This window comes from Pseudoalteromonas sp. NEC-BIFX-2020_002 (assembly GCF_013002825.1).
Classification (GTDB): domain Bacteria; phylum Pseudomonadota; class Gammaproteobacteria; order Enterobacterales; family Alteromonadaceae; genus Pseudoalteromonas; species Pseudoalteromonas neustonica.
In genome coordinates this window covers 44,786-59,865 of sequence record NZ_JABEPJ010000021.1, presented here as the reverse complement: position 1 = coordinate 59,865, position 15,080 = coordinate 44,786, and the positions used below count along the sequence as shown (strand labels likewise).

Annotated in this window: 18 protein-coding genes; 8 read left to right on the top strand and 10 right to left on the bottom strand. The window is 39.3% G+C overall.

Annotated elements, in window-relative coordinates; genetic code table 11:
* Positions 1-3 precede the first annotated feature (3 nt).
* Both dcd and HJP15_RS18720 read left to right on the top strand, forming a co-directional pair.
* Positions 4-591, top strand: coding sequence for a dCTP deaminase (dcd, locus tag HJP15_RS18725; RefSeq protein ID WP_054206502.1), 588 nt, complete (start codon positions 4-6; stop codon positions 589-591).
* Between the two features lie 183 nt (positions 592-774).
* Positions 775-3,036, top strand: coding sequence for a putative bifunctional diguanylate cyclase/phosphodiesterase (locus HJP15_RS18720; protein WP_170174329.1), 2,262 nt, complete (start codon positions 775-777; stop codon positions 3,034-3,036).
* On the opposite strand, the gene HJP15_RS18715 is transcribed toward HJP15_RS18720, so the two are convergent.
* Together HJP15_RS18715 and HJP15_RS18710 are read right to left on the bottom strand one after the other, a co-directional pair.
* Positions 2,987-3,766: a CLCA_X family protein gene (locus HJP15_RS18715; RefSeq protein ID WP_054206504.1), complete on the bottom strand. Its 780-nt coding sequence runs from the start codon at positions 3,764-3,766 to the stop codon at positions 2,987-2,989. The two genes, HJP15_RS18720 and HJP15_RS18715, sit on opposite strands and share 50 nt — an antisense overlap.
* Entirely contained in the window at positions 3,763-4,368 is a 606-nt protein-coding gene (locus HJP15_RS18710) for a tRNA-uridine aminocarboxypropyltransferase (protein WP_054455646.1), read from the bottom strand. Before HJP15_RS18710 ends, HJP15_RS18715 begins: the two co-directional genes overlap by 4 nt.
* A 151-nt stretch (positions 4,369-4,519) precedes the next feature.
* Here HJP15_RS18710 and HJP15_RS18705 point away from each other — a divergent pair, with 151 nt between their 5' ends.
* The gene (locus HJP15_RS18705; RefSeq protein WP_054455648.1) at positions 4,520-4,864 is read left to right on the top strand and encodes an Hpt domain-containing protein; all 345 of its coding nucleotides are present in this window, start codon (positions 4,520-4,522) and stop codon (positions 4,862-4,864) included.
* Positions 4,865-4,959: 95 nt separating this feature from the next.
* Positions 4,960-6,177, top strand: coding sequence for a pyridoxal phosphate-dependent aminotransferase (locus HJP15_RS18700; protein WP_054206507.1), 1,218 nt, complete (start codon positions 4,960-4,962; stop codon positions 6,175-6,177).
* Positions 6,178-6,235: 58 nt separating this feature from the next.
* On the opposite strand, the gene HJP15_RS18695 is transcribed toward HJP15_RS18700, so the two are convergent.
* The 4 genes from HJP15_RS18695 to HJP15_RS18680 form a co-directional block, all read right to left on the bottom strand.
* Complete coding sequence (locus HJP15_RS18695; RefSeq protein WP_169328286.1) at positions 6,236-6,703, bottom strand: outer membrane lipoprotein; 468 nt, start codon at positions 6,701-6,703, stop codon at positions 6,236-6,238.
* 113 nt (positions 6,704-6,816) lie between these two features.
* Positions 6,817-7,452 (bottom strand): penicillin-binding protein activator LpoB, encoded by a 636-nt coding sequence (gene lpoB, locus HJP15_RS18690; RefSeq protein ID WP_054455652.1) that lies wholly within the window; start codon positions 7,450-7,452, stop codon positions 6,817-6,819.
* Positions 7,453-7,463: 11 nt separating this feature from the next.
* Entirely contained in the window at positions 7,464-7,889 is a 426-nt protein-coding gene (locus tag HJP15_RS18685; protein ID WP_054455654.1) for a YcfL family putative periplasmic lipoprotein, read from the bottom strand.
* A gap of 8 nt (positions 7,890-7,897) precedes the next feature.
* Complete coding sequence (locus HJP15_RS18680; RefSeq protein ID WP_170174328.1) at positions 7,898-9,259, bottom strand: COG3014 family protein; 1,362 nt, start codon at positions 9,257-9,259, stop codon at positions 7,898-7,900.
* Between the two features lie 173 nt (positions 9,260-9,432).
* Here HJP15_RS18680 and bufA2 point away from each other — a divergent pair, with 173 nt between their 5' ends.
* The 4 genes from bufA2 to HJP15_RS18660 are packed head-to-tail and all read left to right on the top strand — an operon-like array spanning position 9,433 to position 12,471.
* Positions 9,433-9,888 carry a BufA2 family periplasmic bufferin-type metallophore gene (bufA2, locus tag HJP15_RS18675; RefSeq protein ID WP_054455658.1) on the top strand — a complete coding sequence of 152 codons (456 nt, stop codon included), beginning with the start codon at positions 9,433-9,435 and terminating at the stop codon, positions 9,886-9,888.
* A 52-nt stretch (positions 9,889-9,940) separates the two neighbouring features.
* Positions 9,941-10,780, top strand: coding sequence for an MNIO family bufferin maturase (bufB, locus tag HJP15_RS18670; RefSeq protein ID WP_054206513.1), 840 nt, complete (start codon positions 9,941-9,943; stop codon positions 10,778-10,780).
* Positions 10,773-11,546, top strand: a complete 774-nt coding sequence (locus HJP15_RS18665; protein WP_170174327.1) for an HvfC/BufC N-terminal domain-containing protein — start codon at positions 10,773-10,775, stop codon at positions 11,544-11,546. The genes bufB and HJP15_RS18665 overlap by 8 nt, the downstream gene beginning before the upstream one ends.
* Before the next feature lie 10 nt (positions 11,547-11,556).
* The gene (locus HJP15_RS18660; protein ID WP_170174326.1) at positions 11,557-12,471 is read left to right on the top strand and encodes a DMT family transporter; all 915 of its coding nucleotides are present in this window, start codon (positions 11,557-11,559) and stop codon (positions 12,469-12,471) included.
* On the opposite strand, the gene HJP15_RS18655 is transcribed toward HJP15_RS18660, so the two are convergent.
* Genes HJP15_RS18655 through HJP15_RS18640 form a run of 4 tightly spaced genes read right to left on the bottom strand, consistent with a single transcriptional unit; the run spans position 12,404 to position 15,079 of the window.
* Positions 12,404-13,105: a M15 family metallopeptidase gene (locus tag HJP15_RS18655; RefSeq protein ID WP_170174325.1), complete on the bottom strand. Its 702-nt coding sequence runs from the start codon at positions 13,103-13,105 to the stop codon at positions 12,404-12,406. The two genes, HJP15_RS18660 and HJP15_RS18655, sit on opposite strands and share 68 nt — an antisense overlap.
* Positions 13,102-14,232 carry a succinyl-diaminopimelate desuccinylase gene (gene dapE, locus HJP15_RS18650; protein WP_170174324.1) on the bottom strand — a complete coding sequence of 377 codons (1,131 nt, stop codon included), beginning with the start codon at positions 14,230-14,232 and terminating at the stop codon, positions 13,102-13,104. Before dapE ends, HJP15_RS18655 begins: the two co-directional genes overlap by 4 nt.
* Entirely contained in the window at positions 14,229-14,576 is a 348-nt protein-coding gene (locus HJP15_RS18645; RefSeq protein WP_054206518.1) for an ArsC family reductase, read from the bottom strand. Before HJP15_RS18645 ends, dapE begins: the two co-directional genes overlap by 4 nt.
* Before the next feature lie 5 nt (positions 14,577-14,581).
* Positions 14,582-15,079: a PTS sugar transporter subunit IIA gene (locus tag HJP15_RS18640; RefSeq protein WP_054206519.1), complete on the bottom strand. Its 498-nt coding sequence runs from the start codon at positions 15,077-15,079 to the stop codon at positions 14,582-14,584.
* Position 15,080: the final 1 nt, after the last annotated feature.

Sequence of the window (15,080 nt, the reverse complement as noted above, 5' to 3'; positions counted from 1 at the left end):
ATAATGAGATTATCAGATACCCATATTAAAGAATATATTGCACAACAACGTATTATTATAGAGCCAAGCCCAACGGATGACATGATTTCAGGGGTGACGGCAGATTTACGTTTAGGTAATAAGTTTCGTGTATTTCAAGATCATACCGCAGCCTATGTTGATTTAAGTGGTCCTAAAGATCAGCTTAATAAAGCAATGGAATCGATAATGAGCGATGAAATAGTGCTAAAAGAGGGTGATGCGTTTTTTTTACACCCGGGTGAATTAGCATTAGCAATGACTTACGAAAAGGTCACGTTACCTGCTGATATCGTGGGTTGGCTTGATGGACGTTCATCGTTAGCGCGTTTGGGTTTAATGGTACATGTGACTGCACATCGTATTGATCCGGGTTGGTCAGGTAACATTGTATTAGAATTCTATAACTCAGGTAAGTTGCCACTCGCGCTGCGCCCGATGATGAAAATAGGCGCTATGAGCTTTGAGACAATGTCAGGACCTGCTGAAAACCCTTACAATACCCGTAAAGACGCGAAATACAAAGACCAAACTAGTGCTGTTGCAAGTCGCATTAGTGATGATAGTAATTAATTAAAATGAATACCAAAAAAGGCTTATCACTTGGTAAGCCTTTTTTGTTTCATTAAGATCAATGACCAATTTATTGGTAATTTTACCTAATACCACCATACTTCTATTGTAGTCAGTCGATTTTTCGCAAAATAATTGATAGCACTTGAGGTGAAAGTGAAGATAAACAACGGATTGGTTCAAATGTTAATGCTTGTGGTGGTACTAATCTTTAGTATTTATGCACCTAATAGCCATAGCGTGCCTGTGCAACGTTTATTGGATGTGCCAAATACACTTGCTATTAATAACTTAGTACATGAGGACTTTTTCAGTGATGTGAGAGGTTTATATATTCAGAAAAACCTTGCTATACGCTCCCCTATTTTTAAGAGCCAAGTGATTAATAATCCACAATTGACTTATCTTACGTCAAACCAAAATCCGGCTTTAGAACCCGTAATAAATAATACGCTTTATAAAACGGTACAAAATAAGCCCGCTCTTCTTGGCGCTATAGTCACTATTTTGCTTTTGAACTTTGCTATTGTTGCTAGTTTGAATTTTTTACTCTATCGATTTAAATTCTTTTACCTTTTGGGTTATATCGGCTGTGCTGTACTCGCTTGTTTAGTAAGTGCGGGCTTTCAAAACCCAAATTTAGGGGATCAAACGTACACTGTATTCTCTTTGCTCTCATTGGCGTGTATGTGCCTTTATCTTGCTCATATTAGTTGTGAACAGCAGCTATTAAAGGCATATAAACAGAAACTTCACCCTACTTTAATAAGTATTAGCTGTGTGGCTATTATTTATAACTTGTTAGGTTATATAAATAGTCATTATGTGATGGCGGTTTGTTTTGCTGTAATTACAGGGCTACTTGTTCATTTGTTTTATAAATGGTGGCAGTTAAAAAAAATACATGGGGGCTTATTTCTTTTACTTTGGGGGGGCATATTTACACAAGCACTAGCATGGTCACTCACACTCATAATGCTAACACCTCAATTTTTAGCTAATGATGTTTTTGCAATTTTTAACTCCATTATTTTAGTGGGTATTATTTTGGTAAAAGATCGTTCCCGTGTTGTGAAATATAATGAGAGTTTGACTCATGATGAAGACACAGGTTTACCTAATAAACAGCTTTTACTCAGGCGTTTGGCTACCCAAGTTAAGCTTAAACAAGCGCACAGTTTAGTTTTATTTAGACCTGCTGCATTACTAAATAGCCGCGCTAATTTTGGTTATGGCCATGCAAACGAGCAAATTAAAGTTTTTATGCAAAAGTTAGCAGATCAACTTGCTGTGAATAATGCGCTTGGGATTGAATCAAAATTAAATGTGCGCCATTTTATTGCAAGGTTTGATGATGGTATTTTTGCTTTTATTATTCCGGGCTTACTTGAATTGAGTCAAATAGAGCAATTTGTGTGCGTTACCAATGGTGTATTTGCTGAAGGGGTTAATCATAACAATACACAATTAGTGGACCGCGTGGACTTTGGCGTTGCAAATTATCCATTGCATGCAAAAACGGGCAGTGAACTGATACAGCGAGGATTGCAGGCTTTGAGTGTAAAACCTTTACATGGTGAACGCTGGCATATGTATAGTGCCGAAAGCTCTACAATTTCACGGCATAAACGAGCGATTGCATCAGCATTGAGAGAAGCAATTGATGAAGATCAGCTTAGCTTATATTTTCAACCTCAGATTAACCTAAAAACAGGAGAAATCCATGGTGCAGAGGCACTTTTACGATGGGAGCATCCTGTACTAGGGCATATATCGCCAGATCAATTTATTCCAATTAGTGAGTCAACGGGATTGATATCAGAATTGACTGAGTGGGTTGTCGCTGAAGCACTTAAGTGCCAAAGACTTTTAATTGAGCTTTATCCTGAACATATAATGTCGGTTAATATTTCTGCTAAAGACTTACTAAATAAAGATTTACCAGTATTATTTATTACATTAATGAATGAGTATCAGCTTGACCCTGAAAATATCATGTTAGAACTGACCGAATCAGCCACATTAGATGAAGGCATGAACATAAAAACAGCCTTAAATGATTACAGATTAATTGGTTTAAAAATTGCTATTGATGACTTTGGCACTGGTTATTCTTCATTAGCCTATTTAAGTAAAATGGGCTTTGATGAAATTAAAATAGACAAGCAATTTGTTATGAACATTGAATACTCTAAAAATGATCAAACGATTTGTCGTGCCACATGTGATATTGCAAGATCACTCGATTCATATGTGGTTGCTGAAGGCATTGAAGATAAAGCAAGCTTAAATAAACTCCAAGAATATGGTTGTCATGTTGGGCAGGGTTACTATTTTTCGCGACCTATGGCTTTTACACAGTACTTAGCTTGGTTATCAAAAAGTAGAAGTGTTTCTAAGGATGTTGAAACAGTCGTTGCCCCAATTGAAAAAAATAACTGCTAAGTGGTTCAATACAGTCATTACACATTTTCTGATCGGGGTAAATAAGTGTTGAATTAGTTATGCCTGATACGAGAAAGTGATTAACGATGTTTTTTTGATGGCTAATACAAGCCTCGAAACATCGTGCTGCAAGCTCTTCAGGCATGCTCATATAGAATTGCTGATGCTGCTTATCAAAAACCATGCATTGATGTACATATTGATTGGCATTTTTCCCCTGATTATCTAGAAACACCCCCTTATAAAATTCACTCAATATAAGGTTAATAGGGTGAGATTGATCCACACTGTGTTCAAGCCACAGTTTAGATGCAAAATGACGCGATGAGTGAAGTGGAAATAAGTGCTTAGTAATATGGTGATCAAAAGCATGAAACCATTCATGGGCAAGCGCGCCGCCGCCTGCATTTTTTGCTAAGGCTAAGGTGCGGGTATTACTATTATAATGTGCTTGGACATTTTGTTGCCCGCCATGGCCAAATGCAAAATTTAGGTTCCCTCTTAGGCCAATTGCAGTGGGTGGTATTTGTAAAATTTGTGCTAAATCTGCAAGGGCATCATAAATTAAATTGGCGCTCACTAATCGCTCTTCTTTGGTAACCCATTTACCAACCACCATGGTTTTAAATCCAAAGGTGTCACGAATTTCATTAAAGTCGACTTGATCCTCAAATCGGTAATCAGGGCCTTGACGAAAGAAACCCGCTTTTAATCGATTGGTATACGTCATATGGGTTGATAGCGAGCTTTAACATGTTCAGGCATAAACTGAGTTTGCTTTTTATTGAGTGATTCTAACATTGTGTACAGTGGCTGAGGATCTATGCTCTCAATAAGCGCTAAACTGTGTGCTACGGCTTCAAGCGTTGATAAACTGTCTAAGCGAGGTGCTTTACGAATCCTATAACGGTTTTTTGGTATTTCTTTAAAGCTTACTTTTTGAAAAGCGTTAAGAGAGGGGGTCATTTGCATAATTTTATATGCTTTTTTCCATGTTCCATCAAGCACGATAAGATGCGTGAGCGTTTTGCTAAATTGCGAGGTATTAGTTGTACTATCATCTAATAGCAACGCTGTTTTATCAGGGTATAGTAATGCTGTCGTTTGAATTGGTAGATCTAATATGCTCGTGAAGTCAGATTCACTTTCTCCGACTTTAATTTCACACTGTGTGAGGCTCAAAGAAAGTAGGCGAGCTGTATTTTTCGTCACTTTTATTTCACTAGGATGCTGTAAGATAATAACTTTTATGCTGTTTTTAAGTTGTGATATATCTTCACAAAGGCAGGTTGTTAGGCTAAATTTACAATGAGTACACAATAAACGAGACATAAAATAATCTATTTAGTAATTTGTTAGTTTGAAAACTCAGCAATTATACGCTTAATCACTTTTTTAAGTGGATTTTTTTCTCTATAAATATAAAGTAGAATTATTAACTAGTTACTTGTGATTAAAACACGAGTAAAAAAAGGATAAAAAAATGAACACGGTAATTATTGATGAAGGCGCGTTGGAAGGTATGGAGTCATTATTAGGCGAGCAGTTTGATGACACATTGATGTTTTGCTGCGCTGAGTTTGAGCGCTTGGGAGGCGAGATTCTAGCCACAATCCATAGCGATGTCCCAACAGCGACTCGCCACGCCCATAGTCTAAAGTCTAACGCGGCACAGTTTGGTGCCAGTAGCTTATCTGATGTTGCACGCGATATTGAGCAAAGCTTAAATAATGGCGATTTATCTCAGGCAGTGATGGCAACAGAACAGCTTGAAAGCCAAGTCGCAGGGGCTAAAGAGAAGTTAACTCAATGGTTGCAAAGCCGTTAAAATAAAATGAATTTTTTTCAGTTTTATGATGCTAAATAGGCTGGTGTTTTGCCCCTTTACTAGGTTAGTCTAACCACTCACTAGTAGAGGTAAAAATGTCAGAAATTAAAAAGAGTCATAAATTACAAGGCGTTTGTTATGATATTCGTGGGCCAGTATTAGTTCAGGCGCGCAAAATGGAAGACGAAGGCCAAAAAGTTTTAAAATTGAATATTGGTAACCCTGCGGCATTCGGCTTTGATATGCCTGAAGATATGCACCGCGATATTATTCGTAACCTTTATTCAGCCCAAGGCTATTGTGACTCTAAAGGCCTTTACTCAGCCCGCGTGGCTATTTATCAGCACTATCAGCAACGTGGTTTGTTCAATTTAGATGTTGACAATATATACATTGGGAATGGGGTCAGTGAGTTAATTCAAATGACTACCCAAGCTTTACTCAATAATGATGATGAAGTGCTGATCCCTGCGCCTGATTACCCATTATGGACTGCGTCAGTTAAGTTAGCAGGTGGCAATCCAGTTCATTATTTATGTGATGAAGAGCAAGATTGGTTTCCTGATATTGCAGATATTCGCAGTAAAATCACATCAAAAACCAAAGCGTTGGTTTTAATAAATCCAAACAACCCAACAGGTGCTGTTTACGATGATGCACTATTACAGCAGTTGATTGATGTCGCTCGTGAACATAAGTTACTGTTGTTGAGTGATGAAATTTACGAGAAAATTTTATATGACGGCATTACGCATAGCTCAATTGGCGCATTGTGTGATGATGTACCAATTATTACGTTCAACGGCTTAGCAAAAACTTACCGAGCTGCAGGCTTACGCATGGGGTGGATGGTATTAAGTGGTCGCACCGATTTGATGGATGATCTTCGTAAAGGTCTAGATATTCTTGCATCAATGCGGTTATGCGCAAATGTACCAGCACAATATGCCATTCAGCAAGCTCTCGGTGGTGTCCAGTCTATTGATAGCCTAATTGATCCTGGTGGGCGCTTATACGAGCAAAGAGATATTGCATGGCGTGGCCTAAACGCTATTGAAGGTATTTCGTGTACTAAACCAAAAGGCGCACTGTATGCGTTTGCCAAAGTAGACACCGAGCGCTTTAATATCAAAAATGATGAAAAAATGATTTTAGATTTACTCAAAGCCGAGAAAATTTTATTAGTACACGGTAGGGCATTTAATTGGCCAAACCCAGATCACTTTAGATTAGTATTTTTACCTAATAAAGATGACTTAAGTGTGGCAATGGGGAAAATGCAGCGATTTTTTAATGGTTATCGCCAAGGCTAAATGCAAAGCCTATTAAAAAAGCGAGCTAATGGGCTCGCTTTTTGGTTTTATTAGTCACTTAGAAGGCTTTATCTACGCGCACGGTGTTGTCTGATAGGTAAACTAAGCGAACATCGTCACCAGTGCTAAAGTGCATCTGATTATCTTTATCTTGAACCACCATAAATTGTTCACCGTTCTCAACACGGATCATTAACTCAACTAGGTGGTACTGCTCATAGTAGCTACTGCGTTGCTTATTATGCGCAATATTACCACCAATTACAGATCCTAAAATGGTTGCAGCTGTTCGACCGCTTCCGCCACCAAATTGGTTACCTATAACCCCCCCAAGCAATGCACCACCAAAGGTTTTCCAGCCGCTACTTTTGTCTTGTACTAACTCCTGTTGCGTGATGTTACGAACAGACTTTACTTCGCCAAATAACACTTGCTGTACAGGCACCGCTTTGTTTCGCTCATAGGCTGCAAAACTTGGGCTACTGGCAAGTAGTGTACAAATAAATGCTAAGGTTAGAGTTTTCATAACGCATCTCCCAGACTGTTTTCAAAACAAATAATTAAACAGCGATATTTATAGTGAGCAGATAGCTAATTATCAGTCGCTATAATGGCTAGTTAATAAGTTTTTGTTGAATTTTACCAACCAAATGTTGATTTTTCGCGTGTTTTACGAATTTCAGTTTCGTCAGCCCACTCTACTAAACCGCTTTTTAAATCCATCAAACGCATTGTAAATTTGTAATATACATCGGCTTTATCTTTATTCGATTTTACAATACTTGAAAGGTTACCGTACAGCATGTACTGAGCACCGACTTGTTGACCAAATGCGATGGCTGTAGATGGATTAACTAATGCGTCGTCATTTTGAAAATTAAGTTGCTCTCGAACAGCTTCTACACGGGTCATATCAACAAAGCGAAATTTACCGCTGCGGAGTAATTGTGTAGAGATTGAATCAGTAATTGATTCGCTATCAATATGCTCACTGGTTTTGTTTTTTATACGTTCAACAAAAACGATTGGGCGACTATTTGCCGTCATTGTGCCAACAACCGGTGAAGCAAGTAATGAGTCAGTCATTTGACTGGCTACTTTTTGCAGGTCGGTTGATCCAAAGTTAATATCGGTTGTTTCTACTGCTTGTGCATCGCCATAACTAACGACGGCTTTGTTTGCACAACCACTAAGCGCCAAGGCACTTAGGCCTATTAAGGCATAGCCAGAGAGTGCTTTTAAAGATGGCTTGTTAGGTGTGTTTACTGTGTTCATTATGTTTTCCTTTATTCTTTAAATTCTTGAGCTTGTGTCGATACTTCGCGCACAGCAAGTGAAAATGTAACCGCTTCTTGTGTAGGTGCAAGCCCGGGCAGTTGTATATTGGCAAAGCCAAATAAAGTAAGCGCCTGCCAAGGTGAATGATTTCCTTTAATAACAAACCCATCGCCATCAAACCAAGTAAATTGATACTGTAAGTATTGAGACTTTTTGTATTGGCTTGAAAGTGTAACAACCACATCAGTGAGTTGATTTGTTTGGCGTGTTTTTACGTCGCTAATAACTAATCGCTTACCAAGTTGTGGGTTATTTACTTTGAGTTGTTGCTGATATTGCGCAGATGCGTTCTCTACAGCAATTCCCGATGTAGTGGGTCTGCCAGCACATGCTGTAAGTAAAGACACCGCTAATAAAGGCACTAGATATTTCATGGCTGCTCCTAAAGTTGCACTACATGGTAATTAAAATAGTTATTAATAGAGGTTAGGTAAATTAAGGTTAACCCTTGCTTACTAACCGTGAAATTTATATTTTTATGACCACTTAATTGTAAACTGTGGTCTCCTGCATTTAGTTGTGTCCGCGCGACACTTATTTGGTTTGGTAATGTTAGCCAGCTTCGTGTGTCTGCTTGCTCTGACGCCAAATTGTAAAGGTTTGCTAATATATTCCCAACATCACCGCCACTGCGAGCAAGTTCAGCACGCACTTTTTCTTTGGCTATAAGCCTTAATACTTGTCTTGAAACTCGCGCTGGTGTTTGTTCTTCAAGGGTTTTGGCTGCCAATGCTTCAATTCTGACTAATGGACTCAATGCTAACTCCTGATCACTGACACTGATATTGCTGTAACTTGGAGTAAATGCTTTATCTTTATATACAGGCATTGCTAAGCTATAAAAACGCGCATCCCCGCGTGATGTATAAATGGGCAGCCTGAGGACAAATTCATCCTTTTGTGCAACTAAACCTTGCTCCATGAGAATGACAACTTCGCCCCCATTAGTTCGACTATTTAATTGCCCGAAGCGCTGTGTATATTGCTCATAATCTTGTTCAAATCCTTGCTGTTTAGCTAGACGCATAACATCTTGCTGTAAATATGGATTATTAGGGTTAATCTCTAAGGCTTTTTTATAATCTATATACGCATCATCAAATTGCTTATTGGATTGATAAAGTAATCCAGACAAATAAAATGTGAAGGCATTTTGATAGCCATTTTTAGCATCCTGTATTAACGCATCCATACTTGGGTAATGTTGCTGTGCTTCTTTGGCAACGGCATCAAGTACATTGCCTTGTTCAGCGAGCGCGTCTATTTGTACTTTATTTGCTCGACGAACTTCAACTAACGCACCTTCAATATCTCGCTTGTATATGAAATTAAGAGCTTTATAACTATGCAGCATGCTCATTTCATAGGGAGCAGGTACATAACCTATCACCGAGTCATTCGTCAGTAATGCACTTGTTTGCTCAAGGCCTGCGCTTAATTGCAGCTTTGCAGCTTGACGCTTAGTTTCCATCTGCTGATAAATTGACTCATAATAATTTTGAGCTGTATCCTGTTCACTATTTAAATCACTTAATCGTGCGCTTTCTAATTGATTTAGTAGGTAATTGCTATGGTTTTTTCCATTACTCGGTAACAGTTTTTGTGCTTGCGCCATATTATTAGAGTTAACTGCGTGGCGCACAGGAGCCATTTGATGAGCGTAATGGCTAAAGAGATCATTAAAACCAATGCTACTGCATCCTCCTAAAATGAAACAAAAGCTAAATAAAATACTGCGCTGCACATGGCACTCCTTTTATTAATTCAATATAGATTAGCATAATCTTTTGATTGGTTAATGATAAACAATGTAAGAAATCGTAGTAACTATTTTACATTTACTGCACTAAGCTGAAATAGATCAGCGATGTGAGCGGTCTTGCTGTTTGAACAATTAAATAATCAGAGGAATAAAAAATGAAAAAATTTACTGGAGCAGCAATGGCCGTGATGGTTGCAGGTTTAGTTGGCTGTAATAGCACAGAAGCAGACACCTCAGCAGCATCGGTTGCAAATATGAATTCAACAACAGACTTAGTGCATTGTTACGATGTAAATGTGTGTGGCGGTCACAATGACTGTAAAACGGCAGATAATGCCTGTTCTGGTCAAGCATCGTGCAAAGGCACTGGCTTTGTGGCAATGCCATCGAAAGCCTGTGGTGATGTTGGTGGTGCAATTAAAGATAAATGGGTTGGGACTGTTGCTCAAACGGATTTAGTGCATTGTAATGACGTCAATGTGTGTGGCGGTCATAATGACTGTAAAACAGCTGATAATGCGTGTGCAGGTCAAGCATCATGTAAAGGAACTGGCTTTGTTTCAATGCCCGCTAAATCATGTGGTGATATTGGTGGCTCTGTCGATTCATAAATGGGTTGTAATAATCTAGGTGGTATTACCGCCTAGATATGAAAGGATGTGTATGAAAGAGCAATTTTTAGGTTTTGGTTTGGGTTTGCGGGCACCCCATTTAGAACAAATAATTACAGAGAAACCAGCGGTAGATTGGTTTGAAGTTATTTCTGAAAACTATTTTGTAGCGGGTGGTAAACCTTGGTATTACTTAAATAAAATTCGTGAAAATTACCCCGTAGTTATGCATGGTGTTTCGATGTCGATAGGCTCAACAAATGCGTTGAACATTGATTACTTGAAATCATTAAAAGAAACAATTGCCCGTGTTGAGCCACAGTGGGTATCTGACCATTTATGTTTTACCCAAGTGGGAGATATTAATAGCCATGACTTATTACCTATGCCCTATACACAAGAATCGCTTGAGCATTTAGCATCGCGGATCCATCAAGTACAAGCGTATTTAGGAACTGAGATGATTTTTGAAAATGTCTCAAGTTATCTTACTTATAAAGAATCTCAAATGACTGAGTGGGATTTTTTAGCAGCTTTACATCATAAAACAGGTTGCCGCTACTTAATGGATGTAAATAATGTTTATGTCAGTGCACGTAATCATCAATTTGATGCGATGACGTATTTAAATGCAATACCAAAAAAAGCGATTGCACAAATCCACTTAGCAGGACACCAAGATTTTGGTAGCCACATTATAGATACGCACGATGAAGATGTGTCACCGCCGGTGTGGGATTTATTTACTCGCTATGCTCAGCAATTAGGGCCAGTCAGCACCATGATTGAGCGCGATGATAATATCGGCACATTAGAGGCGTTGATTAAAGAGTTGGATCAGGCTCGCGAATTAGTGCAGCCTTTTTGGCAAGGTATGGCTAAAAATGAGTGATTTAGCACAATTACAGCAACACTTTATGGCGTTACTTCAAGGGACGAGTGATAAGCTTGCAGATCATATAACCGAGCAAGGTGAATTAAATACCAATCAACGTTTATCTATTTATCAAAATGCTTATAAAATTCGTTTACGTGCAGTGATAGAGCAAGATCATGAACAGTTAGGACGTTATTTAGGAGATGACCTATTTGAACTAATGGTAGAGGGATACTTGCAACATTTTCCATCTAAATTTACGTCATTAAGAAATTTTTGCGATCAATTACCGCAATTTTTAAGTACCACGGAGCCGTTTATACAGCATCCTATATTGGCTGAAATAGCGACTTTTGAACGAATGCTATTAACTGCATTTGATGCAATGGATGCTGCGCATTTACGTGTTGAAGCACTTGAAAGCATTGCACCTGAAAACTGGCCTAGTTTGGAGTTAGTATTACAGCCTAGTGTACAATTAGTGTGTTTTAATACCAATGCGGTTGAATCATGGCAGGCACTTAAAGAGCAACAGTCACCGCCTGAACCTCAGCATCAATCATCAAAATGTTGGGTTATAGCGCGGGATTTACAGCGCCGTACACAATATGTTTATGTTGATCAACAAGAGTTCCGTTTATTATCGCTGATAAAAAATCAGACACCTTTTGCGCAATTATGCCAATCCTGTTTAAATGAACTAGAGCCATCGCTGATCGCGGGTTTCTTAATTGGAAAAATTAACAGCTGGCTTGAAAGAGGTTGGTTAAAACAATTCTAAAGGGTAATTTTTGAAAGCAATACTTTACACACTGCTAGCTTTAATCGCTTTTGCTGCCAACTCATTGTTGTGCCGAATTGCACTTGCCAATGGGTATATAGATGCGTGGAATTTTACAGCGCTGCGCTTATTAAGTGGTGCGTTGTGTTTGGGAGTCATTCTTTTGTGGCAATCAAAATCATCCTTGCGTTTAGTAAACACTGAATACGCACCAGATAATGGCAGTTGGCGCAGTAGCATTAGTTTAGTTGTGTATGCATTGTGTTTTTCGCTTGCTTATATTGAGTTAGATACAGGTAGTGGGGCGTTAATATTATTCAGTGCTGTCCAATTAACGATGATTGGGTGGGGGATCATAAATAAAGAGCGCTTAAGTGCGATTCAATGGGCTGCATTTATGTGTGCGTTGATGGGATTTATTTATCTCATGCTCCCTTCAGCAACAGTGCCTTCAGTTTTACCTGCTGTTCTTATGTGTACAAGTGGTATTGCATGGGGGGTTTACAGTATTAGAGGTAAAGCATGCAAGTCACCACTGCGTGCTACATCGTATAATTTTTTTAGAAGCGTGTTGATACTGCCCGTATTTTTTATTGTTGGTTTCGCTAGTGTGGCACAATTGAATTGGCAGGGAATTGCGCTTGCATGCGCGTCGGGGGCATTAGCATCTGGCATCGGGTACAGTATTTGGTATATTGCATTGCCACTTTTAAAAAGCACACAAGCTGCAGTTGTACAATTATGTGTGCCAGTGATTGCAGCTATTGCAGGGGCAATATTTTTAGATGAGGTATTATCAGCGCGTTTTATTATTGCCAGCGCCTTTATATTAGGCGCTGTGATGGTATTTTTACTTGTTAAGCAACCGCAGAGCTTACATTCAACACATAGCGCTGATAAAGCATTGGCAGATGAGTCAAAATAGCGTCTTTTCCTAGTAACTCACTGTTATTTATCACATCTCTTAGTGCGGTGATATTTAAATGCTGCATTAGCGTTGTCGAATGTTTTACATGGCTGATGTGCCAAGGCTCAGGCGCAACGCCGCCTAAATCAGATTGATATGGGCGGTAAAAACCATACAGAGCGAGGTTTTTATCAAGCCAACGAGTGAGCGCTGAAAAAGGCCCATCATCTTGATACTCGTGCGCTTCTAGTTGTAATCGGTAATCAGCGGGAACGGCTGCTTTATCAAAAATATCGAGATCAGTCCCGAAATGATGCCTACTTGTACCCGGTAGCGCAGAGTAAAGCATAATAGCGTGGCATTTTTCAATGTCGGTTAGACTCGTTAGATCAACGACTTGTTGCTGTTTATTTAATACTGGGCGCTGGCCACTAAATTTTGCATTCCAAATGTGTGCTTGGCGCTCAAAACTTCGAAAACTAGAGACTATCGCAAGCTCAAAGCCAGCTTGCGCAGCGGCTGCTTGTAGTTGGTTAAAATCGACAATAATCTCTTTATGCAGTTTATGAGCGTTATGTTCACTGAGTAACAACTCGCTTTGACCGCAAGCGCAATCGCTGAGCTGCTGAGATGAGAGTTGTTGATAAATCATGTTAATAATTGTTCTAAAATTTGCTCGTAAATATCGGCCAAGGCAATAAGATCGTCAGTGCTTACACACTCGTTTACTTTATGAATAGTGTCATTTCGAGGCCCAAGTTCAATCACTTTTGCGCCCGTTTGCGCTATAAAGCGCCCATCCGATGTACCACCAGTAGTCTCAAGAGCTGTATCTACACCAGTCACTGATTTAATCGCCGCAACTGTGGCATCAATTAGTGGGCCACCTTCAGTGATGAAAGGCTGGCCATTTACAATCCAATTTAACTCATAGTCAAAATCATATTCGTCAAGAATATCAATGACGCGTTGCTGTAATTGTTGATGGGTGACTTCAGTGCTAAAACGAAAATTAAACTGAATCTCTAATTCGCCAGGAATAACATTTCCAGCCCCAGTGCCGCCATTAATATTTGAAATTTGAAAACTAGTGGCAGGGAAAAACTCATTCCCAGTATCCCATACAGTTTGGCTTAACTGAGTAAGTACAGGAGCTGCAATATGGATAGGATTTAACGCCAGTTGCGGGTAGGCCACATGGCCTTGTATTCCTTTTACGGTTAAAAAGCCTGTAAGAGAACCTCGACGGCCATTTTTAACGACATCACCAAGTACATCACGTGATGAAGGTTCGCCAACCAAGCACATGTCGATTTTTTCACCACGGGCTTCTAATGTGTCTATAACGCGGGTTGTGCCATTAATAAAAGGGCCTTCTTCATCAGAGGTAATCAAAAATGAAATAGAGCCTTTGTGATCTGGGTGTTTAGTTACAAATCGCTCTGTTGCAACAATCATGGCCGCTAATGAACCTTTCATATCGGCTGCACCACGCCCATGTAACATGCCCTCAGTTATCAGGCCTGAAAAGGGAGGGTGCTGCCAGTTTTTTTCCGGGCCCGTGGGGACAACATCAGTGTGACCTGCAAAGCAAAAATGCGGAGAGCGATCTCCTTTGCGCGCCCAAGTATTAAGGGTGTCTGTAAAAAACAGTGATTCAATATTAAAACCTAGCTTTGCCAGACGTTCATTCATCATCGCTTGGCAATTAGCGTCTTCAGGGGTGACTGAGCGCTTTTGTATAAGATCTTGAGCAAGTTTAATTACGGGATCATTCATAATGCAAAAATCTCATCATATTGAGCCGCTTTATAGCCTAAGTGGTAGTTACTGTTATGGATAAGTACAGGGCGTTTGATCATAGCTGGCTGCTCAACTAAAATAGCCAAAGCGCTTTGCTTATCTAAATTTTCTTTTTGCTCATCAGATAATTGGCGATAAGTCGTGCCGCGCTTATTTACCAGATCTTGCCAATCAATATGTTGTGCAAATTCGCTCACCATTTCATGAGATATTCCGTCTTTACGGTAATCATGGAACTTAAAATCAATGTTGTGATCGGCTAAATGTTTTTTGGCTTTTTTGATGGTGTCGCAGTTGCTAATACCGTAAAGAGTGGTCATATAAATTACTTCTTAGTTATTGTTAATAAAGAGTCTACCCCAGCTGTGACATGAGATAAACCATAGTGTACAGCTCCCAACCTATTACCATTGAGTAAAATCATTGTCGCAAGTAGAGGCGTTTTGAGCTCGCGTAAGTCAAAATAAGCAAGCCGTTCACCTTTGATAATTTTACTGCCGCCTAATTGGGCAATATGGGTATGGGCAATATGGTGTTGATGTGTATCTAAATGCAGTGTTAGTAATACTTTTAAGCCATTATTTGCTTTCAAGATAAATTCACTGCCTGCATTTTTAACTTGCAATAACGTGCCGTTAAATGGTGCTAATATTTTGTGACTTGTAAGTTCAACAATGATGCCCCGCCCAAGAGTGCCGTAACTAAAAAAAGGCTCAGGATGCTCACTTAATGGGCGAACTTTACCACTGAAAGGGCTGCATATTGATATGCTGTTGGGATCTAATTGACGTTGTGGTAAATAGCTAATATCAGAGTATTTCATA